The following is a 25872-nucleotide window of genomic DNA, read 5'->3' on the forward strand; positions in this document are numbered from 1 at the left end:
TCAGTTGCTAACTACAACTTTCACAACTGTACCTTAAATTTTTCACTGTATTTTTATGCAGCGCTGTGTAAATAATTTGTTTTAAAATCAATAAACGGCTTTAACCACGCTTTCCCGCTTAGTGTTTTATATAAAATCATATTATGTAGTTGATTTAGTGACAAATATTGGTTAGTTTAACATCATGTAAAATAATGATAGAAGGCAAGCTACGCGGTAAGAAAGCGTGCGTTTTGCTTCATATTAAGCTGTTACGTGCTAGAGAGTAGGAATAGTAGATGGGCAGTTCAGGTTATGGGCTTATAGTCATGTCAAACGAATCAATTCCTATTGAATTGGTTCAACCAGATTTTAATTGGGTTGATTCTCTGCTTCAAAATCTGCCATTTTTATTGACAGTTATTATTGTTGTTGCGGCAGCTGTGGTTACTTACAGAAGTAACCGAAAATCGGTGGAATCACAAAATAGACTGGCTCAACAACGTCGCCAAGATGAGCATGACAACAAAATTTCAGAGTTTAGGCATCAATGGCTTCAAGGCGTTCGTGAAACTGCTGCTGAATTATCTGAGGTTATATATGAACTTCAGATGTACATTGTCAAAAGAAACATCGCGCGGGAAAACTACAGACAAGCTGGTCAACAAGGAGACGTCGACAACGTAGAGAAATTTTCTGAAAACATGAGTAGCTATGCAGAACACTTACACGATCATCGTACAAAGTTCTATAGGCTTTACTCAAAGTTAAAATTGCTCTTCAAGAAAGACGACCCGTCAACGGTAGATCTTTTCAAGCTCCTAGATTTAATAAAAGATAGTATTTACGATTTTGATACGACGGAATTGAAGGATGATCAGATAAACAATGTGATAGTAAGTCTTCAAGTGGTTTTGAAGGCTGAATGGGAGGTGACAAAAGCTCGTGAGTGGAAGAGCACGTAACAAGTCGCTGTAGTACGCGGCCGATGGCCGCCGGACGCCCTTTTCATTGCGGCTTCGCCTCCATTAACAAGGGCGCCGCTAAGCTCAGCGTTATACATCATTATTGAGATTTGAGAATGGATGAAGATGTTGAACAATATTTAGAACGTATTAAGTTAGAACATGAAGAGCGTGTTTTCTTCTTGCAGCAAGGGCTTGGCGCGGAGGTTCATTGGTTTTTTAGTCAAGGGTTTGATGCTTTAACAAGTGGTTTATTTCTACCAGCATGCGCAAGTTTTATTATTGGTATTGAAGCATCACTAAGAGTAACGATGCACCAAATAAATATTCCAGCAAGGGTAGAAGAGTTAGATCCAGCGAAAACACTGAGCAACAGACTGATTAATAAGGCCCAAGAAAATGGACTTCCAGTAAAGCTCTTAGCATTTCCTAAAGAGCATGACTTTGATGAAAAATTAGCATCTATAAAACCAAATCAAAAAAATATAGAAATAGTACGTATTCGCCATAATCTTTGTCATGGAAATATTCTTGAGTATATTAATACTGAACTTGGTGAAGATAATGTTTTTTTTACACCAGATTGCTGTCGAGGTTTGGCCATCTGTTTGTATTTTATATCGAAGAACTGGGCGAAAGGCCTTGGTGAGTTTCGAGCTAAACGATTTGAAGTATAACAAGGCGCTCAAGCAAGGACACGCTAACGCGTGCCGCTTAGCTTAGCGTTAGTTAATCAACCGGAGAGTTTCGTGCAATGGATTTCAGCCTACACAAGGCTTTTTAATATCCTAGATAGAAAGGATACGCCTGCTTATCATAGCGGGTCGCAATTTATAAGGGTTGTTCAGCAGTTTGATCCGGGACTTCCTAGCTATAGCCTCTACATTGTTCAGAGGCAAAAAGCTGGTAAAAGCACAAGCCGGCGGGACTTCTATTGGGATATTTTGAATGGCTTAGATGAAGCTACGAGATACGAAGCCTTCCGAGCCTTCCTTGATAACGTCAGTCCCCATTATCCTGAAGAGTCTCAAGAGCTAAGCGCGTACCTTTTTGGCGGAGGGAATCCGGTTCCCAAGGTTAAAATACCTGTAGATGCGTGGAACTCTGAAAGATTGAACGTTACATTGGCGAAAATCGACAATGCCATAGATTCGGGTAACTTCAACAACGCTATGACTTTAGCGTACACCTGTCTCGAAGGCCTTTACAAATCATACATACGCAAACACAGCCCTGAGAATGAATCTCAAACAGAGTTGATCCCGCTGTCAAAGATAGTGCGTGATGACATAGTTGTAAAACTCGATAAAAGAGGGCCGTTCCCACAGCAAATGGTCACAAGTATATCTACATTGACGAGTGCAATAGCAAATTCAAGAAATAGCTTTAGTGATTCCCATTTTGACAACGACGCGAATAGGTGGCTAGCCGGTTACAGCCGAGACTTGGTGAACTCACTTGGAAGGTTATTGCTACACTTCATATAATCAACTAACAAACCAAGACAGCGGGACATATTTTTGCTTCGCTGCGCTCAAAACGCAAAAATATGCCCCTGCTTGGGGGCGTTAAATGCTTGGCGAGAAACCGTGTTTCAATATTCTAAACTATCACACAAATAATATGGATTGTTAAATGGGCAATATGACGATAAGTGGTACAGCAGATATCACTCACGAAGGGATTAAAAAGCATTTTACGAAATGGAAGAAATATCCTTTTCAATCCGTTATTGAATTGATCGCTAACGGATTTGACTCTGGAGCAACATCCGTTGATGTTACGATTGAGCATAATGGAATGCATGGTCTAGTTGCTATAACCGTGTTGGATAACGGGTCAGGTATTGACATAAAAGAATGCGACCAACATTTTTCTAGGTTTAATGAATCTTCTAAGCAAGGTGATGATGACCTCCAGGGAGCTCACGGAAAAGGAAGGCTTGCGTTTCATTTGCTCTGCTCAAATGCTACTTGGTACACCAGATGCCATGACTCTGAATCTAAGATATTAATAGATAGCACTAAACTGCGTAATTTTTCGGCAAAAGTGATTGGTCCCGAGGAACAGCATGCATCATTAAGCACATATGAATCAGGTACATGTGTAGTCCTAACCAATTTTCACGCCAACCTTCCAGAACTAGATATGATTAAAAGTAATCTTGAAAGCTATTTTGGCTGGAGATTAATTCTAAATCCTGATCGAAAGCTAACGGTTAATGGAGTAGATGTTGAGATTCCTGAAAGTGAGTTGATAGAGAAAAATATTTGTATTGACGGAACCGAATTCAAAATTGATTTTATTCGCTGGATAGATAAGCCAGGAGACGAAAAGTCATATAATTATGTGGTGAACCATGACGGGCGAGTATTGCATCGGGAGCTAAGTAGTTTTAATAAGAAACCTAAGTTTCATCTTAGTTCTTATTCTAGGTCAAACTGGTTCGATAATTTCGATAAAAATAGCTCACCACTAAATTTTACGGATACCCCTCAGGTTAGCCCAGAATCTGATGCTTTTAAGAAGTTAAAAAAAGCAATACATGAGTTCAGTAGTGAAATTTACGAAAAATTTCTGCGAGAATTTGTTGAAGAAAAAATCGAGGAGTATGAGGCGCGCGGTTATTTTCCAGAGCATAAAAGGCTAAACGCTGAAGAGGCGGCTTGGAGAAGGGAGAATACTAAGTCTTTTGTGAAGTCTCTTTATATTACTGACCCCACAGTTTTCAATAATATAAAAGAGAAACCCGTAAAAATATTATTGGCGCTGATTGATAAAATATTGGTGTCCAATGAAAATGATACGATTTTTGAGGTTATTGGCGAAATTCTTAATCTAGATGAAAATCAGATAAATAAATTCTCTGATCAGGTTAAAAATTCATCGTTAGAAAACATTGTTAGCACTATTGAAGTCCTTCAAAAAAGGGAATTTGCTGTCAACAAGCTTCGAGAAATAATGGTTAAGTATTATAAGGAAGTTCTCGAAACACCTGATTTGCAAGGGATTATTGAAAGTAACACTTGGCTTTTCGGTAACAAATACACATTGCTCGGTGCTGAAGAGGATGACTTCCAAAAAATATCTTTGAATCTTAGGAGTCATGTAAAAGGAATAGATTCAATTGATGAAGTTGACTTAGAGTCAATGGATTTAGAAGGTGGTTTAGATATTGAGGGTGTCAGACGACAGGTGGACTTATTCTTAGCTAGAAAGAATATTGGATTCAATTCTAGAGGGGAATCTTACTACCAGTGTACGATCATCGAAATAAAGAGGCCAGCAGTTGCACTCAACGAAAAGCATCTTAAGCAAATCAGAGAATATGCGCGAATAATATCCGAGCACTCGGGCTTCTCAATGGAGAAGATGAAATTTGAAATAATACTGGTCGGTAGAAAAATCTCTGATAAAGATTTCGATATCAACTCCGCTTTAGAAACAGCAGATGCTAATAACGAACCTGGATTAGTGTTCAGCACCAAAAATGATCGGATAAAAGGGTATGTGAAAACTTGGGGAACAATATTTGCCGAGTTTGATTTAGCAAATCATTACCTGCTTAAGAAACTTCAAACGAAAAGGGGCTCTCTTGAAGATAAACCTTCAAAGCAACTAGTAGATGAACTTCAGGAACAAACGGAGTAATGCATTTAACACATATGAGCCTTCTCGGAGTCAATAGGTAAAGCCGCTCTTCTGGCCGCGCTAGCGGCCAGTTTGTTGTCCATCAGCAAGATACTCTGCTTCATCTGTCATCATGGTTGCCAGGCGATAGCCTGCAACAAACACATATAGGGGCTCTCTTATCTCACTCTCAGTGAGAGCCTGCTGATTTCAGCATCCTTGCTGACAGCAGGGGCACCAGACATTCATCGGTTAACCTGTTGCTGGCACTATTCAAGGCGACGGGCTTAAAGCCAGTTAGTTTCAGGCTCAGTACAGGTGCAAACCATCTTGCTGATGGTAATGCGCAGCGACAATGTGTCTAATCAAGCGCGCTGGCTACGGCAGTGTGCCAGAAGGCCGGTGGTTCAGCATGTTGCTATTGGCTACCAGCCTTCATTTGAGCATCAGCCATGGTGTTCCAGTTAGACGTTCAGCTCACCTTGTCCCGCGACTTAACACGTTAAGAAACGTTCTTCATTGAACACCTTCTGATTTTTTAGCATGTAGTAAACACAACGGCCAATTTTATGCGCGAGCGCGGAGAGTGCTTTGGCTTTGCTCATGCGCTTTTGTAGCTTGAGTAAGTAAGATTTGGCTTTGTCGTTACCGCGCAGATAAAGCACAGCAATCTCACCGAAGGCCCACTTCAAATGCGCATTGCCAATTTTATTACCCTGAGTGCCATAGCTTTTACCCGCAGATTCTGCTTTACACTTAATCAACCGACTATATGAAGCAAAGTCTTGAACGGTATTAAAGCGTTCAATATGGCCAACTTCGTACAGGATAGTCAGTGCCAGAATGCGGCCAATACCGGGAAAACTGGTCAGGATATGGTAATCGTTGCCGTTATGATGCTTAGCATGTTTTTCAATAAAGCATTCAATAGAACTAAGTTCTTGGTTGTAAAAAGCAATGATGTTTAAGTCCAGATCAACATTGCGCTGTACGAACTGATCATCAAAGCGATCTCGCATAGCTTCGCGGGCGTTAGGGTAGCGTAAATTTAGGTTGTTAGGGGGTAAATTGTACTGGCTAGTGGTGTTTTTTACATGTGCTTTTAAGTCGGCGCCATGGCGAACAATACGAGTGCGGCGGCGCAATAAATCACGGGCAGAGCGCATTTCTGGCGGATACACATAGGCCTGCGGGAAATTGCCACCGCGAATAAGGTGAGCAATTTTATAGGAATCTATGCGATCATTTTTTGCTTTGCCGCCATGAATGGCCTTCATATATAAAGCATGACCAAGAATAAAATCGATACCATGTTCAGCACATAAGTCGCTTACCCAGTACCAGCAGTGCATACATTCAACGCCAACGACAACATTACCGATATAAGGTGCTAATATATCTAGTAATGGTTCTGGTAATGCCTTGATTTCACGGTGTAAGATTGTGTCACCGGCAGCATCCAGAATACAAACGTATAAAGAGCGCGCATGCAAATCTATTCCACAATAGTACGGATGTTGTGTAATATAAAATTTCATTGGGTCTTCTCCTTTTGGTTTCGCCGCCTTTTAGCTTAGCCAATCTGGCAAAGCTGGGGGAAAAGGCTCAATGATTATCAAGTCAATACAGCCGACCGCTTGCGCGGCGGCTGATTGAGGCGTTAAACCAAAGGAAAGTTCATGCTATACAAAAAAGTTGAGGGATTCACATTTTTACATGTGGCAAATGCATTTTTGTCGCAAGTCCCCCTGAAATCGATTTATGAGGGGAGAAAGATAGAATGGGAGACTGCTTTGGATTTATTGTACCCTGAAGTTGCTGATGCTGAATCATCTTGCTATTTGATTTATTTGGATGATGAAGTTAATCCTGTATATGTTGGTCAGTATACGGGAGTATTTAAAGATCGTTGGGGGTTAAAAAAAGGTAAATATATTTGGCACGGAAATAATGACGACAGTATAAAATTTGCATTAATAGCAAAACGAAGAATTTCTATTTGGCTTTCATTAGATCCCTACGTTGAGTTAAGTGATGGTCGAAAGATAAATATAAATAAGGAAATAGAGCAAATTATCATCGAAGAAGTTCAGCCGAAATGGAATGTTACAAGTAAAAAGAAGGTTTCTAAAATTGGTGAGCCCGTATCTAAAATTCTCTCTCAATACGAAAAAAAGCTACCAGATATATTCAATTCTTTATTGGCAACATTTGAAGAAAAAAACTTAGATAGTTACCTTGAACAATTATTGGGTAAAGGTGAAAAAAATTGGAGTGAGTTACAAGATAAAAAAATGACTGATTTATCTAGGTGCCGTCATTTTATAAATTATATTTCCTCTGGAATACAACCTGATAATGCACTGGAATTTGTATGGAAAGAGTTCCCTTAGGTTTAAATACAATTTCGTGATAACAATGCATTAATGTTGAATAATTTATAGTTGGTAGTTCACTTTGCTCAAGTATATCAATAGCAAATAGCTGCTTTATGCGGTGTTAGACGTAAAGGGATAATGTAAGTTACCATGGAATTTAAAAAAATTAGTGGTTTTGATTTTGTCAAAATCGGTGAAGCATATTTTTCTAATAAAGAACTAAAAGCTACTCATGCGGGCAAATCTCTAGAAAACTGGAAGTTAAAATTAAAGCTTGTTGTCAATGAGAATATTTTAAATGCAGAGCAATCTGCATACCTTGTTTTAAAGGATAATACTATTTTATATGTTGGCTATTTTTCAAATAGCTTTAAAGAGCGTTGGTGGAAAAAAAAGGGTTACTTTTGGCACGGAGACAAACTGGATAATGAAGTGAATGCGCTAGTTAAATCTGGATATAATGTCACTGTCTGGATTTCAGTTAACCCTTATATAGGGAAAATCAATATAAGTAAACATATTGAGGATGCGATTATTATGGAATATGCAGATAAAGGAATAATTAACAAAGTTGGTAAAAAAATTAATAAAAACAGTGCTAATACACTTTCAGTGCGCGAAATATTAAATATTCAAAAATAGCAATGTATGTTGATACAACAAAGATATACCCTGTCTAATCAAAAATTTTGTTACTGGTGTAGGAAAGCTAGAAATTTCAATATAGACCTAATGAATGGTGAAAGTTATACAGTTATAATTTAATGCTAAATCTACAATGGTTCGCTTGCAAATCCATATAAAACCTGATGAGATACTTTAGCCTTAATACATAGCATATAAATGCTATTGTCCATCAGCAAGATACTCTGCTTCATCTGTCATCATGGTTACCAGGCGATAGCATGCTGATTTCAGTTTCCGTGCTGACAGCTGGGGTACCAGACATTTATCAGTTGTGTGAAGGCTGCTTTTCAGCTTGGAACCCTAATATTAAAGGGCCACCTTAACGGTCGACTCATAAATATTTGCTATACTTGCAGCGATTTTATAAATTAATTAAACCCAAATACGGGTTAATAACCTAGCCAACGAGGAGCACATTATGTGGAAAAAGTTGATGCTAGGCGGTATGGCCATTTTGATGCTGAGTGGCTGTGATAAAAATGAAGTAGGTGATGTCTCACTGGGTTTATTTCCACCAAAGACATTAAAATAAAGGTATTAGCCGATCCATTAGTACTGGGTGTTAATGTCAGAAAAACACAACCAAGGTCATTCAATAGAATTAGATGACTTATTACATCGCTGGCTCCAATTTGGAGTGGTAAATGACAACGAACAAGCATTATTAGCGCGAGTTAAAGCGGTGTTTGCTTAATATAATAATGTTTAAGTAATAAAAAGCCGGTGCTTATAGCCCCGGCTTTTTAGTTTAAGTCTCTAATTTTTAATATTAATCGATAACGGCCAATCGGACATGAAAGTCCCCGCAAAGCCGCGGCTGATTAAGGTATATTCTGAATAGTTTATACTTTTGTTCTCTTAGAGAATCCTAGTCCAGCAAGGCCTAAACCGAACAAAAGCAAAGTGGCTGGTGCTGGTACAGAGGATGTTACAGCAGCGAATGTACCTACTTGATAAGCTGATTCGGGCGCAGCCATGTAATCACTTCTACCTACAGATACTATCGCTCCGGTGATATCGAATCCAGAAAGGTCAACTAAGTCTGGATCTGAAAAACTAAAACTGTAGTTTAAAATATCACCGACTAACCAATTAGAAGATTTACGCACTTGGAGCTTATCGCTGTCAGAGTCACTATACAGAGTTGCACTTGAGAGCGCGGTAACCACACCTCCAAGAGAAAGCCAAGTCCCAGAAACAGTACTAGCACCTGGCTGGTTGCCAAGATTGGCAGGCCCGATGAATAATGAGTTCATCTGTGAGGGGCCGAAGGTGACACCCGCATCGATAGTACCTGTTATATCAAAATTCAAAGTAGTAGGTGTGGCTATCCAGTTGCTTACTATTAAACCGGCCATTGCGTTACCACTCATGACGGACAATGCTAAGAAAATCATAGTTCGAGTTTGCATTTTGTTAAGCTCCTTTGCGAGCGTATCCCGCGTTTGAAGTATAAGACTGCAAATTTAATGCCGCCCAGTGATTTCAATGACTTAACTATCTTTTGCCTTAGGGTGGCGCTAAAGTTGTAATATAACCTGACACCACTTCTATTAGAGGCAAGTCTTATTTATTTGAAACAATTCTACTCACTACTGAATAAAATAAATTCAAATAGTTGATTAAGTGATAGATATTAGTAGTTTAATTAAATGTAAATTCATAATGGGGTGAGTGCTACGTTGAGTAGGCTGTTGTTTTAGAATAGCAGCCTAATTTAAGGAGTCTAACCTTAACGGTCTAGCCATAAATGTTTGCTATACTTGCAGCGATTTTATAAGTTGTTTTAACGCAAAGGCGGGTGATATCCCAAGCCAACGAGGAGACGCTATGTGGAAAAAATTAATGCTAGGCGGTATAGCCGTTTTGATGCTGAGTGGTTGTGATAAAAATGAAGTAGGCGATGTCTCTCTGGGTTTATTTACTACCAAAGATATTAAAATTGAGGTATTAGCCGATCCATTAGTACCGGGTGTTACTTGCCATATGTCGAACGTAGTGGCCGATTTAAACTTTGCCGATCCATCTGACATGTCCATCAGTTGCCGCCAAACTGGGCAAATTACGGCTGCCATGGTTGCAGCAATTGATAAGTCAAAAAGCGGTGATATAGTTTTTAAAAAATCAAAAAGTATCTTCTTTAAAAGTTTAAAAATTCGTCGTATCTATGATGAAACAAGCCAGTCATTACTGTATTTAGCCTACAGCACCAAAGAAACCAGTGGCAGCTATAAGCACTCTATGTCAACCGTGCCATTGTGGGGCACCGAAGCGTATCAAATGCCCGCACAGCCTTAACATGCTCTAACTATTGTTAGTATAGCTATACTGTACATGTCAGTTTATAGCATAAGGGGCAGCCATGAAGTCTTATTTACGCCGTGGTGTTTATGTAAAACAAGTGCGTGCTTATCCTACTGCAATTGCTAGGGTGGAGACGAGCGTAGTGGGTTTTGTTGGCAAAACAGAGCATGTGCATAAGGTGGTTTTTGATACGGTTACCTTCAATAACGATGCTTTGCTTAATATACCGACAAAAATTACTAGCTGGGCAGAGTACGTAGATATGTACGGGGATTATGACAAAAAGTACTCGCCGTATTTAGCTTTATCGGTAAAAGGGTTCTTTGATAATGGCGGTAGTGCCTGCTACATCGTCAGAGTGCCCGAACAAGCAACCACAGCCGATTTTATCGGTAGTGTTATCAATACCCATGCTAATAATATGAACATAAAGCAAGGATTGGCCGCGCTGGAAAGTGTTGATATCAACATTATCTGCATACCAGGTGTGACGGATATCGCCGTACAGCAAGCAATGATTAAGCATTGTGAGAAATTCAAATACCGCTTCTGTATCCTCGACTCAGTACAAACTGCTGATGTTAACTGGTTTAAAGCACGCCGTAGTCAGCTCGATACAAGCTATGCTGCTTTGTATTACCCTTGGTTAAAGCTAACAACTGATTCTGGCGAGGTTGTCGTAATGCCACCCAGTGGCTTTATTGCCGGTGTCTACGCCCAGATGGATGCCACACGTGGCGTGCACAAAGCACCTGCCAATATAGGGATTAACGGTGCAATCGATTTGCTGGTAAATATTGATAATAGCCTACAAGATATCCTAAACCCGTTACATATAAATTGCTTACGATCTTTTCCAAACAGGGGACGTAGTGGCGGTAGTAGTAACATAGTAATTTGGGGTGCTAGAACATTAAGTCGTGATCCACAGTGGAAGTACCTTAATGTCAGGCGGCTGTGTAGTTTTATTGAAGAATCAATTTATAAAGGCACCCTATGGGCAGTATTCGAGCCCAATAATGAAACATTATGGGCAGCCATAAAGTTGCTGATTGATAATTTTCTTATGCAACTGTGGAAGGAGGGCATGCTACAAGGCGCAAAAGCAGATGAAGCCTTCTTTGTGCGGTGTGATCGCTCTACAAACTCGATAGCTGATATTGAGAATGGTAGGGTGCGCATCAATATCGGGCTAGCCGCGCTAAAACCCGCTGAATTTATTGTTATTAACATCCTGCAAAATAGCAGAAAATAATAACCCCTAAACTTAAATATATCTTAGAACTGAGCACTTAAAACGCTTTTTGCAACAGGAGTCGGATTAGATAGACAATTAAAACGCATTAAACTGTAGTTTTAGTTGCTGGGCTTGGCGTCGGCTAACATCAACCTGCTGGCCGTCATCTAGTATGGCTAGCAGGCCACCTTCGTTGATCGCCGGTTCAATTTTGTTAATAGCACTAATGCGTACAATGTCAGCGCGACTGGCTTTAAAAAATAGGGCAGGGTCTAGTTTTTGTTCTATTTTAGCCAGTGAGCTGTGAATAAAGCTTTTGCCATAAGGTGTATACACCGCAGCATGATTACCAATGCTTTCAAAACGGCTAATTTCATTTAAGCGCACCACACGTTGGCTATCACCAAACTTTAGTAAAATACCATGTTGCTCAGCCAAATAATGCGGTGATGCAATACTGTTAACCGGCTTTAGTTTTTGAATCGCCTTACTTAAACGCTCTGGCACTATTGGTTTTAGCAAGTAATCCACGGCATTAAGCTCAAAGGCATCTAGGGCAAAACTATTAAACGCGGTGCAGAAGATAAATTGGGTGTGCGCCGGAATTTGTAGTGCTAATTCTAAGCCGGTAAGTTCTGGCATTTGAATATCTAAAAAAACAACATCGATACTGTGCTGGTTTAGCAATGATAACGCTTCTGCTCCGCTAGCCGCCTCAGCAATAACAGAACATTGCGGATACGCCGCAAGTAAGCGCTTTAGCTCGGCTCTTGCCAGTCGCTCGTCATCTACTAGCAAACACTTATACTTCATCGGTAAGCTCCAGTTGTACGCAAAAAACGTTGCCATCGCGGCTGTGTTGCAAACGGGCATTTTGGCCGTACATGAGTTGCAGGCGCTGGCGTAAATTAGCTAACCCCGTACCCGTACTTGGTTGCTGGGTAGCAGATTGCACACTATTGCTGACGATTAACTGCCAACCGGTGTGGCTTGATTTGGTAATAGTTTGGGCAGCTATTTTGGCAGTAATAGTTAGCTCGCCGGTTGATGCTGTTGGCGCGATACCATGTTTAATTGCGTTCTCAGTTAATGTAAGCAGACTTAACGTAGGCAGTTTATGTTGCAGCAACGCTGCGTCAATTTGGCAACGAAATTGTAATCGCTGTTCAAGCCTTACCTGTTCTATTGCCAAATACTGTTCAGTTAGTTGCCATTCTTGCTCTAGTGTAGATTCTGGCTGTAAATGCGCTTGCAGGTGAAAGCGAAATAACTCAGATAAGCGAGTAACAGTATCTGCGGCTTTATGTTGATCTTCAAAAATAAGTGCGCGAATACTGTTTAAGGCATTAAATAAAAAATGCGGGTTTAGTTGATTTGTAAGCTGTTGTAGCTGTGCCTGTTGCATTTGCTTTTGCAATAATTTACGCGCTTGCCAGTTGTGCCAAAGCACATAAGCAAAGGTCCATACTAAGTACATTACTGCAAACATAACCGTGTACGTGATTAGAACAAATGCCGCTGAAAAATTCATTTGCAAAGTTGAAGCTTGGCTTGGATCGTTTATGGTAATCAAACTCATATCGGTGCTTTTTAAAAAGTTTAATTTAACTAAAAAGTAGCTAAGCCCTGATTGCAGTAATGAGGCCAATAAAACGATAGAGCTGAAGCCTAATAAGCGTTTAATAGAAGCGCCACTGTGCTGCATGAGTTTAAGCCATGGTCTTAGCGCAAGATGACTCAAACTGACAAAGCAGGCGGCTTCAATGCTGTATTTCAGTGTGAAGGCTAATAATATGAATGGCTGGGAAATGTTAATCAACGGCAGGGTATAAGCTGTAAAATACAGCACGTATACCAGCATAGTGGCCAGCTGGGCCCATAAGTAAGCACGGCTGGCGTTTATAACGGCGATATGTTGTTGATAGCGCTGTACAAATGACATAATTGTTGTCGCAAAAACTTGAGTTAACACAGTGTACTATCTATTGAATCACTTGTTCAGTTGGTTTTTGTTGTTTTCCGCTAAATGCCCATATGATTAGCGCACACCACGCTATCCAAGAAAGTCCTGCGGGGATATTAGCCAGAAAAATTTTACCCAGATGCTTGCGGTTACGAAAGCTAGCAACAATGCTGGGTAAAAAATATATGGCAAGTAAGAAGGGTATAAACACCACCCAAAATAGCGGGCCTAACTGGGTTAACGGCTGTAAAAAATCGAATTGTTCAAACATGATAATGTCCTTGTGTTGGTTGACAACAATAAGGTTACACAAGCTTATATTATGCTGGGGCTAAAAAGTGATAAGCGGTTAAAAACAGTGATAGGCGGCGAATTGCCGGTGCGGTTTATTAAGTTGGTCTAATATTAATCAAGTAATTTTAACTAGGTCAAACATACGCCAGTATTGAAGCACATTAACTTGCTTTACTTGTCCTTATTAGCGTTGTTAAACCTCATTATATAACTTGGATTAACTATGAATACGACAATAGAGGAAGCACTTTTACTGCCAAATGGTTTTGAACTACATCAAGCATTTATCTCTTTCTTTACCGTATCTGCAGGCGTAGCCTACTGTAGAGCAAATGAATATGGTCCCGACCGGTTTGCACTTATTGCAAAGACCTTAGCCCAAACTTTTTCAGAGCAATTAACATCCGAAGAAATTGATCAGACTATTATTGATTTTGACGAAAAGTCGAATATTTCTCTGGCTGTAATTTATGAAGAACTCGCGTATATATCAAAACGCTACGAGCAGTACGGCAGAATGATAGACGAAGAGATGATAATGCCTTCAATCGCAGATAACTATGAGGGTGAGCAAGTACACAGCCTTAATTCAGATGATGTAAAACAAATAGATATCGTAAAAGGGAGTTTAACTTTTGTCTTTGATAAGCTGCCTAAGTGGGTGCAAAAAATATTGGATGTCTTAATGGAGGTGCTAAAAATTACCAGAGGAGCAACCTAAGTGTGGCCGTCCGGCACCTACTAACTTAGTACAGGACTTACTGACAATACTAATATTTAAGGTTGGTCTGAATTAAAATGCTTAAAGCCCTGCTACTCTTTTTAATAACGGAAAAGCAGGGCTGCGTAAATAGGTCTAATACTTAACTGGTCATAAATGGAAAGCTTAAAAATAGCTGTATAACCAATGCGTTGGTAATATCGATAAAAAAGGCACCGACTAAAGGCACGACTAAAAACGCTTGTGGCGAAGGGCCGTAGCGAGACACTAATGACTCCATATTAGCTACTGCAGTTGGTGTTGCGCCTAGGCCAAAACCGCAGTGGCCACCTGCCATAATAGCGGCGTTATAGTTTTTGCCCATCACTCTAAAGGTAACGAAGTAAGCGAACAGCATTAGCATAATCGCTTGCACTAAAATCATAAATATCATTGGGCCAGCTAAACTGATTAACTCCCAAATTTTTAATGACATGAGTGCCATGGCTAAGAATATTGATAGTGCCATGGTGCCCCATAAATCAATACAGGCTCGGCTTACTTTATAAGTTTTAGTGAATTCAGTGATGTTAGTAATAAACACACCAAATAATAACGGGATTAAAAACGCCGGTAAAATTACATCAATCTCTCTTAAAGCACTGTGACCTAAACCGCCTAAGTACATACAAAATAAAATTACAAATAGTGTTTCCATCATTTTTCTAGGCGTAACTAAGTCGTGATCTTCAGGGTCAAAGGTGATCGTGTCATCCAGTTTCTCGTGGTATGAGGTATCTGCTTTTAAATTATACTTTTTAATTAAACGTTTACTAACAGGACCGCCGACTAAACCACCCAGAATAAGGCCGAAGGTTGCCGCAGCCATAGCAAGTTCGAATACGCTACTTTGCATACCATATTCATTAATAAATAAATCAGCGTAGGTAGCTCCATTACCATGGCCACCTGAAAGCGTAACAGAACCCCCAATCAAGCCCATTAAAGGTTCCATGCCTGTTGCAACTGCGATAGAGACTCCTACAGCATTTTGAAACAATAAATAAACTGTTGTGATACCTAAAAAATGGCTACTTTTGGGCCGCCTTTAATTAACAGGCTAAAGCTGGCACCCAGGCCGACAGTTATAAAAAACATTGTCATTAACGGATTTTTGAATGTCATATCAAATTCAAGGTTAATATCAAAATAGACATGAATAATGGCCGCAATAATAGAGAAGGCTATACCACCAACAACAGGTTCAGGAATGCTGTTATTTTTAAGAAATGCAATTTTGCTATTAAGGTAATAGCCTGCAAAAAGGATTAATAAAGAAACTATTAATGTTTCAACGACAGAAATCTCAATATTCATAAAAACTTTTAACCTTATAGCTATTATATTTTTAGTTTTTTTTGCATGATCTTTTTTAAATGCGCAAATTCACAATTAATTTAAGGGCATAAGCTTAGCCATGCCGAAGTTTACTGAATATCAACAGAGAAACTTAATTAGCTCATTCATCGTATTAACTGATGAGATCTATCGTCAAAGAAACGTTATCTATGGATACTCAATAAATATGTACTTGTTACTTTAAAAGCGAACAGATTAAATGTCTTTGCTTATCAGGTGAGTTACCGCCTGTATGCGGCTGTATGTGCCTTTATACGCTTATTTGTAGCTGACGTTTTTCAAGATTGTAAAGCATTTCTATTCAGTTAAGTATCCCCGTTTTAGCTTCCTGTGTTATTGAGAGCATCTTTTATGATGTAAGTCGCATTAAAAACGTGGTGAAAAAGCATTACGCTATCCTAATATGATGACGATTTTTAGGGCTATCTTTAGGGTCTATCTTTTGAGGCTATCTTTAGAACATATGCGTTGTGAGAGGTTAACTATGTATAAATCACGACTAAGCAGACGAACGATGAGTAAAAGCAGCGTAGCAACCGATAACCAAATTTTACAGCTGCATATTGCGATGGCAGAAAAGCTGTTAGCCGAGCCATGGCGGGTAGAGGCAGTGCGCGACAAGCTAGAAAAACGTTATCAGGCCGGCTTAATACGGCACAGTGGCTATATTCATTGGTTTAGCATCCTAGATTGCATTGACCAACCAGACCTGTTTAAGCAGACGTTACTGGATGAGGGTGAGCGGATGCGCAAATTAAGACGGCGAACTATTTTGATTGGTATTCTTAGTGAAGAAGAGCGCAGCGCTATTATGGCGGATAAATCATAAGACAGTTCCAAAAACAATAATCGGCTTACATTGTTACATTATTACATTAAGGGGGAGGGGGACAATTTTAAACTTTTAAATTAGCTTAACTTAAAATGTGGTGTAATCGAAATGCACACCACATCAGTATATTGACGATTAATAAGGATGGGTGCCGCGAACTGGGTAGTTTTTGCTAAAAGAAAATTCAAGGCCACTAACCAATTGCTCTAGATCAGGACGAATGAATGGCGCGTTAGCAATGTCTATCATAATCGTTTCACCATCAGGGTTGATTAAAAACAAACCCGGCTCTGGAAAGGGGTGATCTGTCTCAGATTCGTTCATTGGATCAGAAATATATAAACCTAATAATTTCATCTGAGCTAAGGTTAAACCTGTCAATATAGGACATGTAATCTGTAAGCCTTTTTCTTTCATTTTGTTTAGCTGTTCAGGAGTATCGGCAGACGCTACGCTCAAATCTATTTGCAGTGCTTGCAGCCGTTTACTGTATGTTTCTAAGTTGTTTAGATATTTTAAGCAAATTGGGCAGTGATAGCCGCGATAAATAATGATAAGCGACCATCTACCAGTGGCGTTTTCGCTTTGCTGTGCATTGACTAGGTTAACCTTAGTGCCCGTTGAGTTGGTAAGCTGAATCAGTGGAAACTTTTCACCTGCTGAAAGTTTAGTATTTTGCATTGTTTAGCCTCATTTAACTGTTTGGCATAGCAAGGTTGCTAGCCATTGGTATTATTAACTTTGCTCTTACTATGCAAAGTACTATGCAAAAAGTATGCAGATTACTGCGCAAACATCCCAGGTTGTTGGTTATGCAATTAAAAAGAATTAATTAGTACGTTTTATAGATTCAAAACCTATTAGTTTGTGCAAAGTTTGCAGTAAATCATGTAAATATTCCTTACGGTTCAGCCAGCACTATTGCACTGTAGTGCACTACAGTTAATGTACAAACAGCGCTTTAATTAAGGATAACTATTATGAAAAATGAAAATATAAAAAATCAAAAAGTAGTATTAATTACCGGTGCTTCAAGCGGCATAGGGGCTGCGACTGCCGATAAAGTTCTAGCAGCTGGGCACAAAGCTGTCATCACGGCGAGAAGTACCGACAAACTGCATGCAATAGTTAAGCGCTGGGGTGAAGATAAGGTATTGGCGGTAACGGCAGACGTATCAAAATTAGACCAGATTGAAAACGTAGTTGAAAAGGCGAAACAAAAGTTTGGCAAAATAGATGTTGTTTTCGCTAACGCAGGAACAGGGGTTAACACAGCTGGCATCGAAAACGGTGACCCAGAAGAATGGAAAACCATGCTTGATGTTAATATTAATGCATTATTATTCACGGCAAAAGCCAGCTTGCCAGCATTAAAACAAACTCAGGGGCACTTTATTATTACCAGTTCTATTGCCGGCAAGATAACACTGAAAGGGTCTGTGTATGGTGCGACTAAATGGTTTGCATATGGTTTCGGCCAAAATTTGGCCGCTGAAATGGCTGAGTGGAATGGCCGCTGCACAACTATATGCCCAGGCATGGTTAATACCCCCTTTTTTGATCAAGCCAAACCCGACAAGTTAGATCCTAGCGATATAGCGGATGCGGTTTTATTTGCTATATCTGCCAATCCACGATGTGATGTACGCGAAATTACCCTTATGCCTACCAAGTAACTCATAGTAACTGTTACTAACGATTGCGTGTACACGTGTACAGAGCAAGCTGTTTAATAAGGGTATTTACGCTAGAATGGTGTTAACTACAGACTAGGAAGTATATTTTATTTATGACTAAGATTAAGAATAATGTCACTGAAATGATAGGTAATACCGATTTAGTAAAGCTTGAGTCTGTATCGGCATTAACGGGTAGTAATATTTATATGAAATGCGAGTTTCAAAACCCGGGAGGCTCAGTTAAAGATCGTGCTGCTTTGCAGATTGTATTAGACGCTATAAAGCGTGGCGATTTAAAACCAGGCATGACCATCGTCGAGGGCACAGCGGGTAACACCGGTATTGGTTTAGCTTTAGTGGCAAAAGCACTTGGTTTTAACATGTTAACTGTCATGCCCAAAGGACAAGCCCCAGAAAAAGAACGCATGATTACTTTACATGGCGCCGAGCTAAAGCTGGTTGATGCCTGTCCTTTTGCTAATGAAAATCATTTTTATCATACGGCTAAACGCATTGCGGCAGAAAATAGTGATTTCTGGTGGGCTAATCAGTTTGAAAACTTAAGCAACTATAAAGCGCACTTTGAACAAACTGGTCCAGAAATTTGGCAGCAGACATCGGGTAAGGTAGACGTGCTGGTGTCGGTCTGTGGTACTGGCGGCACTATTGCCGGTAACTCAGATTATTTAAAACAACAAAATAATGATATCGATGTTTGGTTAGTTGACCCTGAAGGTTCAGGTATTACGCATTATCTGCAACATGGTGAATATAAAGCCCAAGGCGGTTCTTTTACCGAGGGTATCGGCATAATGCGCTTAGTTGAGAATTTCAAGAAAGCTAAAATTGATCACGCTATTACATTACCCGATCAAGATTTAGTGACCTTATCTCGTTACGTACGAGATCATGATGGCTTGGTGTTAGGAAGCAGCTCGGCATTGAACCTAGCCGGTGCGGTGATGGCTGCCATGCAGGGTAAAAAAGGCCGTAATATCGTGACCTTTGCGTGTGATTTAGGCGAGCGCTCTTTTTCAAAATTGTATAATCCGCAGTTTTTAACCGACAAAGGTATAAGCTTAAATCATGAAACGGTGCCTGAATTGATAACACGATACAGCCAAATGGCCGATAAGGTAGTAACGGTTAAAAGCAGTGGCTAATCTGCTAATCTAAACGCCAACTTATCTACTAATTAAGCTATGAAAGCAAAAGGAACGACCATGCTACTTAAAGCCGCTTTGCGCTGGGTAATTGTGGTCTTGGTCTTGGTAAGCAGTTTTGGCCACGCTAAAGACCTCGATGCCAAGATTCAAGTGCTAATGGAACAGGGCCATTTTCCTGGGGTCGCCTTAGCCGTTTTACGCAAGGGTAAACCGGTGCATATTGGCACTTATGGTATGGCAGATATCAGTAACAGCGTACCCGTTACCAGCCAAACTGTGTTTGAACTAGCTTCTTTGACTAAGCAGATGACAGCCCTTGCGGTAATGACACTTGTGCAAGAAGGTCGTTTGAGCCTTGGCGCCAAGCTAGTCGATTATATTGACGATGCACCAAAAACTTGGCGCAATATCACCGTTGACCAACTTCTTTCTCACAAAGCCGGTCTGGCGCATCGCTTCGAACAAACGGTTGCTGGCGTATTATTGCTGGAATACAGCCAACAAGACATGCTGACCTCGGCTAAAAAAACGCCGATGGTTGCTGCGCCAGGAACCGATTGGCATTACTCTGATCAAGGCTACTTTTTACTGGGCATTATTATTGAAGCCGTAACCAAGAAAAGCTTTGCAGACTATATGCAGGCAACTTTTTTCAGTCCATTGAATATGAACCAAACTCATCTATTAGATCAGAGCAAAATAGTCCCATTCCTAGCACAAGGCTACGCATGGCAAGAAGGTAAGCTAAAGCGCAATAGGCGAGTATGGCAGTTTGCTCTAACATCACATTTTGGCGTAATGTCTTCACTTCAGGACATGATACGCTGGGAAGCGGAGTTGGCTGAGCCCAAAGTTATTAATCGTGAGGCACTACAAGCGACTTGGCAAATTCAGCGAGTTTTTGATACCGGTAAGTCTTGTGATACTTGGGGTTATGCGCGGGGCTGGCAAGTCCAGGTTGTAGATGGCCAGCGCATTCTCAATCATGGTGGTTACGCCGGTACGGGCTATATTCGAGCAGTAGATCACGAGCTTGCAGTTATAGTGCTAACAAATCGCGAAGATACCCCCGACGCGATGTCGCCATTAGCACTTGCTTGGGCTGCAGCCCATGCTACAGAACCCAGCATCAGTGGCAATGGCTACCGATGCTGGGAGTAAAGTACGAAGTGGTTACTGTTTAGGTAATTAAACTGAGGTTAATTCACCGCGTAAATTTTGCTGCATTTGTTGGCGTATTTGTGCAGGCGTTAATGGCTTACTCAACAAGTAGTGTAGCTTGGTTAATGCGGCTTCTAAGGTCATATCAAAACCACTTATTACCCCACATTGTTCCAGCGCGCTGCCGGTGGCGTAACCTTGCATATTAACCATGCCTTTAAAGCACTGAGTACAGTTAACGATAATTAAACCGCGCTCGCTGGCTTCGGTTAATATTTTCATTAATTCTGGTCGTTGTGGTGCATTGCCGACACCGAATGACTTTATGATTAAGGCTCGAATAGGCCTAGCGGTCATATTCTGAATTACATCATTACTTATACCCGGATATAGTGTCACCACACTTATAGGCTGCGGTACTATTTCCGCAACTTGTAAACTATTGGCAATTTGCAAACTGTCGGCAACTGGCAAGCTTTCGCTCGCTGGTGTGTGTTGTAGCTTACCGGCAACTAAATTAATTTTTATCCCAGCTTCAATAAGGGCAGGGAAGTTAGGTGAAGCGAATGCATTAAAGCCATTAGCATCGGCTTTAGTGGCACGGTTACCGCGAAATAACTGATTATTAAAAAACAAACTAACTTCAGCAATGGGATAATAGGCGGCTAGAAATAATGCATTTAATAAATTAACTTGGCCATCAGAACGCATTTGGGCTAACGGAATTTGTGAGCCAGTAACAATAACGGGCTTATCTAGGTTCTCTAACATAAACGATAAAGCCGAGGCTGTGTACGCCATGGTATCGGTGCCGTGCAGCACAACAAAGCCATCATAGTCATCATAATGTTGGCGAATATCATCGGCGATGGCTTGCCAGTGCGTCGGGGTCATATCAGATGAGTCGATTACTGGATCATATTCGTGAATATGAAACAGAGGCATTTCTTCGCGATAAAACTCTGGCATACATTTTACGGTGTCGGTTAAAAACCCCGGAACCGGAATAAAGCCTTGTGCTGAGTGTTGCATACCAATGGTACCACCGGTGTATGCGACGTAAATACGTTTTCTATTGTTCATTATTGCTTAAAAAACCAAAAAAATGCCCAGACATACTGGGCATTGTAAAACAGTTCAAGCTACGTGTCAGTTAACTGTGCAACTTACACAGTAAGAATACACACCATTTGGATCGTTAAACTGGTTTAACAATACAAAATCTTGCTTTAACTGCTTGGTGATTTTATTCAGTAACAAGCGCTCGTTGCTTTGGCTTTGTGGTAACCAGCCTGCTGCTTTAGCGGAGCCGAAAATATCATTAATCATTTTTTCAGCTGGCGTTAACTCTTGTTGTAATACTGTAACGTCGTAATTACTTAAGCCAGCTTTATCCGCGGCGGCCACAATGGCATCGTTAAAGTCACCTAATTTATCGACTAAACCTAACTCTAATGCTTTGCTACCAGTCCATACTCGACCTTGAGCAACGGCATCTACTTCAGCGTTCGTCATGTTGCGATGTTGGCCAACCATAGTTAAAAACTCGGTATAGCCACGTTCAATTAATAATTGAAACACATCTTTCGCTTTTGGATCTAAGCCTTGAAATAACGGTAAGCCTGCTGATAAACCAGCTAATTCTGTGGTACCGACACCATCAACATTTAAGCCTAGGGTTTTCATGGCGTCTTCTGCGGTGTGTAGTAAACCAAATATACCGATAGAGCCCGTAATGGTTGTAGGTGAGGCCCAAATTTCATTACTTGGCGCAGCTATCCAATAACCACCTGAGGCGGCAACCGCACCCATAGAGGCAATGACCGGCTTGCCAGCTTGGCGTAATAAGGTAATTTCTTGGCCGATAACTTCAGAAGCAAAAGCACTTCCGCCTGGGCTATCAATACGCAGTACTACGGCTTTAATTTTATCGTCATTGCGGGCACGTCTTAATAATGCGGCTGTTGAATCACCACCTACTGTACCGGCTTTAGCTTGACCATCGACAATCATACCGCGCGCTACGACTACGGCAATTTTATCTGAGATAGGGTTATCCATAGTGTGCTTTGGGATCACGACATGGGCGTAATCTGCAAAGGTAACATGGTTATAAGTATGCTTATCGTTTTCACCAACAATGTCGATGACTTTATTGCGGAACTCTTCGCGAGTTTGGATATTATCGACAAAGCCATTATTTAATGAATATAAGCTTAAATCACCTTCTGTAGCCTGCAATTTAGCTAAGATGGCGTCATACGTTTCATCAAAGGTATCAACTGAAATATTACGACGCTCAGCAACTTGTTGCTTATAATCATGCCATAACGCATTTAACCACTCGCTATTGGCTTCTTTTGCCGCATCAGACATGTCATTACGAATAAACGGTTCTACCGCTGATTTATAGGTACCAACACGGAATACATGGCTGTTGATCTTAAGTTTTTCTAAAGCATTTTTGTAGTACATAGGGTAGCTACCAAAACCTTCAAGAATAACTGCACCCATTGGGCTTAAGCTAACTTCATCGGCGTAACTGGCTAAAAAATATTGGCGTTGACCAAAAAAAGCACCGTAAGCAAACACTTTTTTACCCGCGGCTTTAAATTCCACTATCGCATCGCCAACAGTTTGTAATTTATCTACCGACGCATTACCTAATGCGGATAAATCTAACACCATAGTTTGAATGCGGTTATCGGTGCTGGCATGCTTAATTACTTTAACCACATCACGCACTAATATTTCAGGGGCGTCTTCTTGGCCACCTAAGCCTTCATTGATAGCGGCAGCGATAGGATCGGTCCAGCGCTTCTCTTCTACTAAGTCACCGGTTAAATTGAGAACTAAAGCGGAAGTTGCAGGCACTTCTACTGAGTCTTTATCACTAAATATAGCGATACCAATAACAACAACGATAGCAATAAATAAGATATTTAAAACCACACTGCGAAAGCCACGGTAAATAGAGGCTATAGTTCGAAAAATACGACGAAGGAATCCAGGTTTGTTTTCTGCCATGGTGCACATCCATAAAAACATTAATAGTTGTTACTATGCTAACCAATTTTTAGTTAAAGGCTAAGCTGAATTTGTAAGTAAATGTATTATGCTTACTTTGGTTCTTAACCAACAACGGCAGCTTGCTTGCCAAAACAGAATAAAGCAGATAAAGTTTGTGTTATATCAGACAGGTACGACCAGAGAGGCTTATGTGGCATACGAAAAACTATTACAACCACTAGAACTGGGATTCACCACCTTACGTAACAGAGTGATTATGGGCTCTATGCATACGGGGCTTGAAGAAGAAAAACACGGCTTTGCTAAGCTTGCTGCCTTTTATGCCGAGCGCGCTAAAGGCGGTGTAGGCTTGATTATTACTGGCGGTATTAGCCCTAATTTTCGCGGTAATTTAGTGCCGTTTGGTAGTCAGTTAAGTTTTTGGTGGCAGGTAAATAAACATAAGCATGTTACAGCAGCGGTGCATGAGCACGATGCAAAAATTTGCTTACAATTATTACATGCTGGTCGTTATGGTTATCACCCGTTTAGTGTGGCACCAAGCAAAGTTAAATCGCCTATTACCCCTTTTACTCCTTCAGCCATGTCTAGTCGGCAAGTGAGTACCACCATTAAAGACTTTGCTCACGCTGCAAATCTGGCACAAAAAGCCGGTTATGATGGTGTTGAAGTCATGGGTTCTGAAGGCTATTTAATTAATCAATTTATTTGTTCTCGCACTAATCAACGCCAAGATGAGTGGGGTGGAAGTTTTGACAACCGTAGCCGCTTTGCTATCGAAACCGTTAAAGCGGTGCGAGAAAAGTGTGGTGCTAATTTTATTATTATATATCGCTTATCCATGCTGGATTTAGTGGAGAATGGTAGTAGTTATGAAGAAGTGGTTAGTTTAGCTAGGGCTATTGAACAAGCCGGTGCCACCTTAATTAACACCGGCATTGGTTGGCATGAAGCGCGCGTGCCCACTATTAGTACTGGTGTGCCGCGGGCTGCTTTTAGTTGGATCACAGAGCGCTTACGCAAAGAAGTCACTATTCCTGTGATTGCCACTAACCGCATTAATGATCCGCAAGTGGCTGAAGATATTTTAGCCAGTGGCCAAGCCGATATGGTGTGTATGGCTAGACCATTTTTAGCCGACGCTGATTTTGTGAATAAAGCGGCTGCTAATCAAGCTGATACCATTAATACCTGTATTGCCTGTAATCAGGCGTGTTTGGATCATGTGTTTAAAAATAAGCGCGCCAGTTGTTTAGTTAATCCGCGCGCTTGCTATGAAACAGAATTAAACTTTACTGCTGCAGCACAACGTAAAAAGTTGGCTGTAGTGGGCTCGGGGCCTGCGGGTTTGGCGTTTAGTGTGTATGCCGCAGAGCGCGGCCATGAAGTCCATATTTTTGAGAAAGCTGATAAAATTGGTGGTCAATTTAATTACGCTAAACAAATTCCGGGTAAAGAAGAGTTTTACGAAACGCTACGTTATTATGATCGTATGCTCAGCTTACATGCGGTGAAAGTGCATTTAAATACTGAGCAAACAGCAGAAAGCTTAGCCGAAGCCGGTTTTAATGAAGTGATACTGGCCACAGGTATAGTGCCAAGAGATATTGGTTTAGTGGGTAGTGATCATGTAAAAGTTCTTAGCTACTTAGATGTATTGCGAGACCATAAAAAGGTCGGCCAGCATGTAGCGATTATAGGTGCTGGTGGCATTGGGTTTGATGTTGCAGAATTTTTAAGTGAAGAACATTCATTAACCTTACAGCCTGATGCGTGGTTAAAAGAGTGGGGTATTGATAAGTCGTTTCAATCGCGGGGCGCGCTACTGCCGGATGCACCAGCTACTTTAGCTGAGCGAAAAATCTATTTGTTACAGCGTAAAACCAGCAAAGTGGGTGGAGGATTAGGCAAGACTACTGGCTGGATCCACCGCTCATCGTTAAAGAAAAAAGGTGTTGAAATGATCGCGGGTGTTAGCTATATAAAAGTTGACGATCATGGACTTTGGGTAGAAATTGAAGGCAAAGAACGCTGTTTAAATGTCGACAACGTGATTATTTGTGCCGGACAAGAGCCACAACGTGCCTTAGTGGCAGGCTTAACCGCTAAAGGTATAAAGCATCATTTAATTGGTGGTGCCGATGTGGCTGCAGAGTTAGACGCTAAGCGGGCTATTCGACAAGGTGCCGAACTGGCCGCTATAATTTAAAGGCTAAATACTAAGCCTAACTGAATACTAAGCCTAACTGAATACTAAGTATGGTATACCAAGCTTTATTTTTATAAAAGTACATAAAGTTGTATACCTGTAATACTACTATTCTTCAGCGTACCTCAATTTGCTGGTGTTAAAACCAGCAAATTGCTTGATTGCAAAGCAACTGCAGTGAAAGTTTATAGAATCAGATGCCAGTCGTAGATAAATTTGTTAGGCTTCACTAGCTTACT

The 25872-nt window shown here is 40.7% G+C and carries 23 protein-coding genes and 1 pseudogene; 15 read left to right on the forward strand and 9 right to left on the reverse strand.

Annotation, left to right across the window (positions count from 1 at the left end; translation table 11 throughout):
* Nucleotides 1-278: 278 nt before the first annotated feature.
* The 4 genes from BI198_RS08425 to BI198_RS08440 all read left to right on the forward strand — a co-directional run bounded on the left by BI198_RS08425 (nucleotide 279) and on the right by BI198_RS08440 (nucleotide 4595).
* Complete coding sequence (locus tag BI198_RS08425) at nucleotides 279-944, forward strand: hypothetical protein (protein WP_070049152.1); 666 nt, start codon at nucleotides 279-281, stop codon at nucleotides 942-944.
* A 116-nt stretch (nucleotides 945-1060) separates the two neighbouring features.
* Nucleotides 1061-1621: a hypothetical protein gene (locus BI198_RS08430; RefSeq protein WP_070049153.1), complete on the forward strand. Its 561-nt coding sequence runs from the start codon at nucleotides 1061-1063 to the stop codon at nucleotides 1619-1621.
* Nucleotides 1622-1693: 72 nt separating this feature from the next.
* A complete protein-coding gene (locus tag BI198_RS08435; protein ID WP_070050780.1) occupies nucleotides 1694-2431 on the forward strand; it encodes a hypothetical protein in 738 nt (245 codons plus the stop codon).
* Between the two features lie 148 nt (nucleotides 2432-2579).
* Entirely contained in the window at nucleotides 2580-4595 is a 2016-nt protein-coding gene (locus tag BI198_RS08440) for an ATP-binding protein (RefSeq protein WP_070049154.1), read from the forward strand.
* A gap of 473 nt (nucleotides 4596-5068) precedes the next feature.
* On the opposite strand, the gene BI198_RS08445 is transcribed toward BI198_RS08440, so the two are convergent.
* Nucleotides 5069-6112 carry an IS110 family RNA-guided transposase gene (locus BI198_RS08445; RefSeq protein WP_070049155.1) on the reverse strand — a complete coding sequence of 348 codons (1044 nt, stop codon included), beginning with the start codon at nucleotides 6110-6112 and terminating at the stop codon, nucleotides 5069-5071.
* Between the two features lie 141 nt (nucleotides 6113-6253).
* Between BI198_RS08445 and BI198_RS08450 the strand changes: the two genes are divergently transcribed.
* The 3 genes from BI198_RS08450 to BI198_RS16340 all read left to right on the forward strand — a co-directional run bounded on the left by BI198_RS08450 (nucleotide 6254) and on the right by BI198_RS16340 (nucleotide 8333).
* Nucleotides 6254-6967 (forward strand): hypothetical protein, encoded by a 714-nt coding sequence (locus BI198_RS08450; RefSeq protein WP_070049156.1) that lies wholly within the window; start codon nucleotides 6254-6256, stop codon nucleotides 6965-6967.
* A 135-nt stretch (nucleotides 6968-7102) separates the two neighbouring features.
* The gene (locus tag BI198_RS08455; protein WP_070049157.1) at nucleotides 7103-7594 is read left to right on the forward strand and encodes a hypothetical protein; all 492 of its coding nucleotides are present in this window, start codon (nucleotides 7103-7105) and stop codon (nucleotides 7592-7594) included.
* A 610-nt stretch (nucleotides 7595-8204) separates the two neighbouring features.
* On the forward strand, nucleotides 8205-8333 hold the full coding sequence (locus BI198_RS16340; protein WP_268793896.1) for a hypothetical protein: 129 nt from the start codon (nucleotides 8205-8207) through the stop codon (nucleotides 8331-8333).
* 148 nt (nucleotides 8334-8481) lie between these two features.
* On the opposite strand, the gene BI198_RS08460 is transcribed toward BI198_RS16340, so the two are convergent.
* Nucleotides 8482-9051 (reverse strand): PEP-CTERM sorting domain-containing protein, encoded by a 570-nt coding sequence (locus BI198_RS08460; RefSeq protein WP_070049158.1) that lies wholly within the window; start codon nucleotides 9049-9051, stop codon nucleotides 8482-8484.
* A 418-nt stretch (nucleotides 9052-9469) separates the two neighbouring features.
* Between BI198_RS08460 and BI198_RS08465 the strand changes: the two genes are divergently transcribed.
* Both BI198_RS08465 and BI198_RS08470 read left to right on the forward strand, forming a co-directional pair.
* Nucleotides 9470-9937: a CreA family protein gene (locus tag BI198_RS08465; RefSeq protein WP_070049159.1), complete on the forward strand. Its 468-nt coding sequence runs from the start codon at nucleotides 9470-9472 to the stop codon at nucleotides 9935-9937.
* Nucleotides 9938-10001: 64 nt separating this feature from the next.
* Nucleotides 10002-11198: a phage tail sheath family protein gene (locus BI198_RS08470; protein WP_070049160.1), complete on the forward strand. Its 1197-nt coding sequence runs from the start codon at nucleotides 10002-10004 to the stop codon at nucleotides 11196-11198.
* A 78-nt stretch (nucleotides 11199-11276) separates the two neighbouring features.
* On the opposite strand, the gene BI198_RS08475 is transcribed toward BI198_RS08470, so the two are convergent.
* From BI198_RS08475 to BI198_RS08485, 3 genes are read right to left on the reverse strand one after another with little or no spacing between them, the layout of a single operon-like run.
* Nucleotides 11277-11993: a LytR/AlgR family response regulator transcription factor gene (locus tag BI198_RS08475; protein ID WP_070049161.1), complete on the reverse strand. Its 717-nt coding sequence runs from the start codon at nucleotides 11991-11993 to the stop codon at nucleotides 11277-11279.
* A complete protein-coding gene (locus BI198_RS08480) occupies nucleotides 11983-13122 on the reverse strand; it encodes a sensor histidine kinase (RefSeq protein ID WP_070049162.1) in 1140 nt (379 codons plus the stop codon). The genes BI198_RS08475 and BI198_RS08480 overlap by 11 nt, the downstream gene beginning before the upstream one ends.
* Nucleotides 13123-13162: 40 nt before the next feature.
* A complete protein-coding gene (locus BI198_RS08485; RefSeq protein WP_070049163.1) occupies nucleotides 13163-13414 on the reverse strand; it encodes a superinfection immunity protein in 252 nt (83 codons plus the stop codon).
* A gap of 246 nt (nucleotides 13415-13660) precedes the next feature.
* On the opposite strand from BI198_RS08485, the gene BI198_RS08490 reads away from it, so the two are divergent.
* Entirely contained in the window at nucleotides 13661-14158 is a 498-nt protein-coding gene (locus BI198_RS08490; protein ID WP_070049164.1) for an ester cyclase, read from the forward strand.
* Between the two features lie 142 nt (nucleotides 14159-14300).
* Here the strand turns inward: BI198_RS08490 and gltS are convergent.
* Nucleotides 14301-15514, reverse strand: a pseudogene (gene gltS, locus BI198_RS08495) (sodium/glutamate symporter).
* Between the two features lie 556 nt (nucleotides 15515-16070).
* Between gltS and BI198_RS08500 the strand changes: the two are divergent.
* Entirely contained in the window at nucleotides 16071-16385 is a 315-nt protein-coding gene (locus BI198_RS08500) for a hypothetical protein (RefSeq protein ID WP_235605289.1), read from the forward strand.
* A gap of 138 nt (nucleotides 16386-16523) precedes the next feature.
* Here the strand turns inward: BI198_RS08500 and BI198_RS08505 are convergent, their stop codons facing one another.
* On the reverse strand, nucleotides 16524-17069 hold the full coding sequence (locus BI198_RS08505; RefSeq protein WP_070049166.1) for a redoxin domain-containing protein: 546 nt from the start codon (nucleotides 17067-17069) through the stop codon (nucleotides 16524-16526).
* Between the two features lie 299 nt (nucleotides 17070-17368).
* Here BI198_RS08505 and BI198_RS08510 point away from each other — a divergent pair, with 299 nt between their 5' ends.
* The 3 genes from BI198_RS08510 to BI198_RS08520 all read left to right on the forward strand — a co-directional run bounded on the left by BI198_RS08510 (nucleotide 17369) and on the right by BI198_RS08520 (nucleotide 20394).
* Nucleotides 17369-18064, forward strand: a complete 696-nt coding sequence (locus BI198_RS08510; protein WP_070049167.1) for an SDR family oxidoreductase — start codon at nucleotides 17369-17371, stop codon at nucleotides 18062-18064.
* Between the two features lie 113 nt (nucleotides 18065-18177).
* Complete coding sequence (locus tag BI198_RS08515) at nucleotides 18178-19230, forward strand: cysteine synthase A (RefSeq protein WP_070049168.1); 1053 nt, start codon at nucleotides 18178-18180, stop codon at nucleotides 19228-19230.
* A 60-nt stretch (nucleotides 19231-19290) separates the two neighbouring features.
* Complete coding sequence (locus BI198_RS08520; protein ID WP_070049169.1) at nucleotides 19291-20394, forward strand: serine hydrolase domain-containing protein; 1104 nt, start codon at nucleotides 19291-19293, stop codon at nucleotides 20392-20394.
* A 27-nt stretch (nucleotides 20395-20421) separates the two neighbouring features.
* Here the strand turns inward: BI198_RS08520 and ansA are convergent, their stop codons facing one another.
* Together ansA and sppA are read right to left on the reverse strand one after the other, a co-directional pair.
* Nucleotides 20422-21477 (reverse strand): asparaginase, encoded by a 1056-nt coding sequence (gene ansA / locus BI198_RS08525; RefSeq protein ID WP_070049170.1) that lies wholly within the window; start codon nucleotides 21475-21477, stop codon nucleotides 20422-20424.
* Nucleotides 21478-21543: 66 nt separating this feature from the next.
* Entirely contained in the window at nucleotides 21544-23421 is a 1878-nt protein-coding gene (gene sppA / locus BI198_RS08530) for a signal peptide peptidase SppA (protein ID WP_070049171.1), read from the reverse strand.
* A 193-nt stretch (nucleotides 23422-23614) separates the two neighbouring features.
* On the opposite strand from sppA, the gene BI198_RS08535 reads away from it, so the two are divergent.
* Nucleotides 23615-25633 carry an NADPH-dependent 2,4-dienoyl-CoA reductase gene (locus BI198_RS08535; protein ID WP_070050782.1) on the forward strand — a complete coding sequence of 673 codons (2019 nt, stop codon included), beginning with the start codon at nucleotides 23615-23617 and terminating at the stop codon, nucleotides 25631-25633.
* Nucleotides 25634-25872 lie beyond the last annotated feature (239 nt).

This window comes from Rheinheimera salexigens (assembly GCF_001752395.1).
GTDB lineage: Bacteria > Pseudomonadota > Gammaproteobacteria > Enterobacterales > Alteromonadaceae > Alishewanella > Alishewanella salexigens.

Coding starts and splice junctions, on each gene's coding strand:
- BI198_RS08470 (WP_070049160.1), top strand. CDS start 10,002: ATGAAGTCTTATTTACGCCGTGGTGTTTATGTAAAACAAGTGCGTGCT.
- BI198_RS08445 (WP_070049155.1), bottom strand. CDS start 6,112: ATGAAATTTTATATTACACAACATCCGTACTATTGTGGAATAGATTTG.
- BI198_RS08460 (WP_070049158.1), bottom strand. CDS start 9,051: ATGCAAACTCGAACTATGATTTTCTTAGCATTGTCCGTCATGAGTGGT.
- BI198_RS08450 (WP_070049156.1), top strand. CDS start 6,254: ATGCTATACAAAAAAGTTGAGGGATTCACATTTTTACATGTGGCAAAT.
- BI198_RS08485 (WP_070049163.1), bottom strand. CDS start 13,414: ATGTTTGAACAATTCGATTTTTTACAGCCGTTAACCCAGTTAGGCCCG.
- BI198_RS08475 (WP_070049161.1), bottom strand. CDS start 11,993: ATGAAGTATAAGTGTTTGCTAGTAGATGACGAGCGACTGGCAAGAGCC.
- ansA (WP_070049170.1), bottom strand. CDS start 21,477: ATGAACAATAGAAAACGTATTTACGTCGCATACACCGGTGGTACCATT.
- BI198_RS08440 (WP_070049154.1), top strand. CDS start 2,580: ATGGGCAATATGACGATAAGTGGTACAGCAGATATCACTCACGAAGGG.
- BI198_RS08455 (WP_070049157.1), top strand. CDS start 7,103: ATGGAATTTAAAAAAATTAGTGGTTTTGATTTTGTCAAAATCGGTGAA.
- BI198_RS16340 (WP_268793896.1), top strand. CDS start 8,205: ATGTCAGAAAAACACAACCAAGGTCATTCAATAGAATTAGATGACTTA.
- BI198_RS08480 (WP_070049162.1), bottom strand. CDS start 13,122: ATGTCATTTGTACAGCGCTATCAACAACATATCGCCGTTATAAACGCC.
- BI198_RS08425 (WP_070049152.1), top strand. CDS start 279: ATGGGCAGTTCAGGTTATGGGCTTATAGTCATGTCAAACGAATCAATT.
- BI198_RS08505 (WP_070049166.1), bottom strand. CDS start 17,069: ATGCAAAATACTAAACTTTCAGCAGGTGAAAAGTTTCCACTGATTCAG.
- BI198_RS08430 (WP_070049153.1), top strand. CDS start 1,061: ATGGATGAAGATGTTGAACAATATTTAGAACGTATTAAGTTAGAACAT.
- BI198_RS08515 (WP_070049168.1), top strand. CDS start 18,178: ATGACTAAGATTAAGAATAATGTCACTGAAATGATAGGTAATACCGAT.
- BI198_RS08465 (WP_070049159.1), top strand. CDS start 9,470: ATGTGGAAAAAATTAATGCTAGGCGGTATAGCCGTTTTGATGCTGAGT.
- sppA (WP_070049171.1), bottom strand. CDS start 23,421: ATGGCAGAAAACAAACCTGGATTCCTTCGTCGTATTTTTCGAACTATA.
- BI198_RS08510 (WP_070049167.1), top strand. CDS start 17,369: ATGAAAAATGAAAATATAAAAAATCAAAAAGTAGTATTAATTACCGGT.
- BI198_RS08500 (WP_235605289.1), top strand. CDS start 16,071: ATGAGTAAAAGCAGCGTAGCAACCGATAACCAAATTTTACAGCTGCAT.
- BI198_RS08490 (WP_070049164.1), top strand. CDS start 13,661: ATGAATACGACAATAGAGGAAGCACTTTTACTGCCAAATGGTTTTGAA.
- BI198_RS08520 (WP_070049169.1), top strand. CDS start 19,291: ATGCTACTTAAAGCCGCTTTGCGCTGGGTAATTGTGGTCTTGGTCTTG.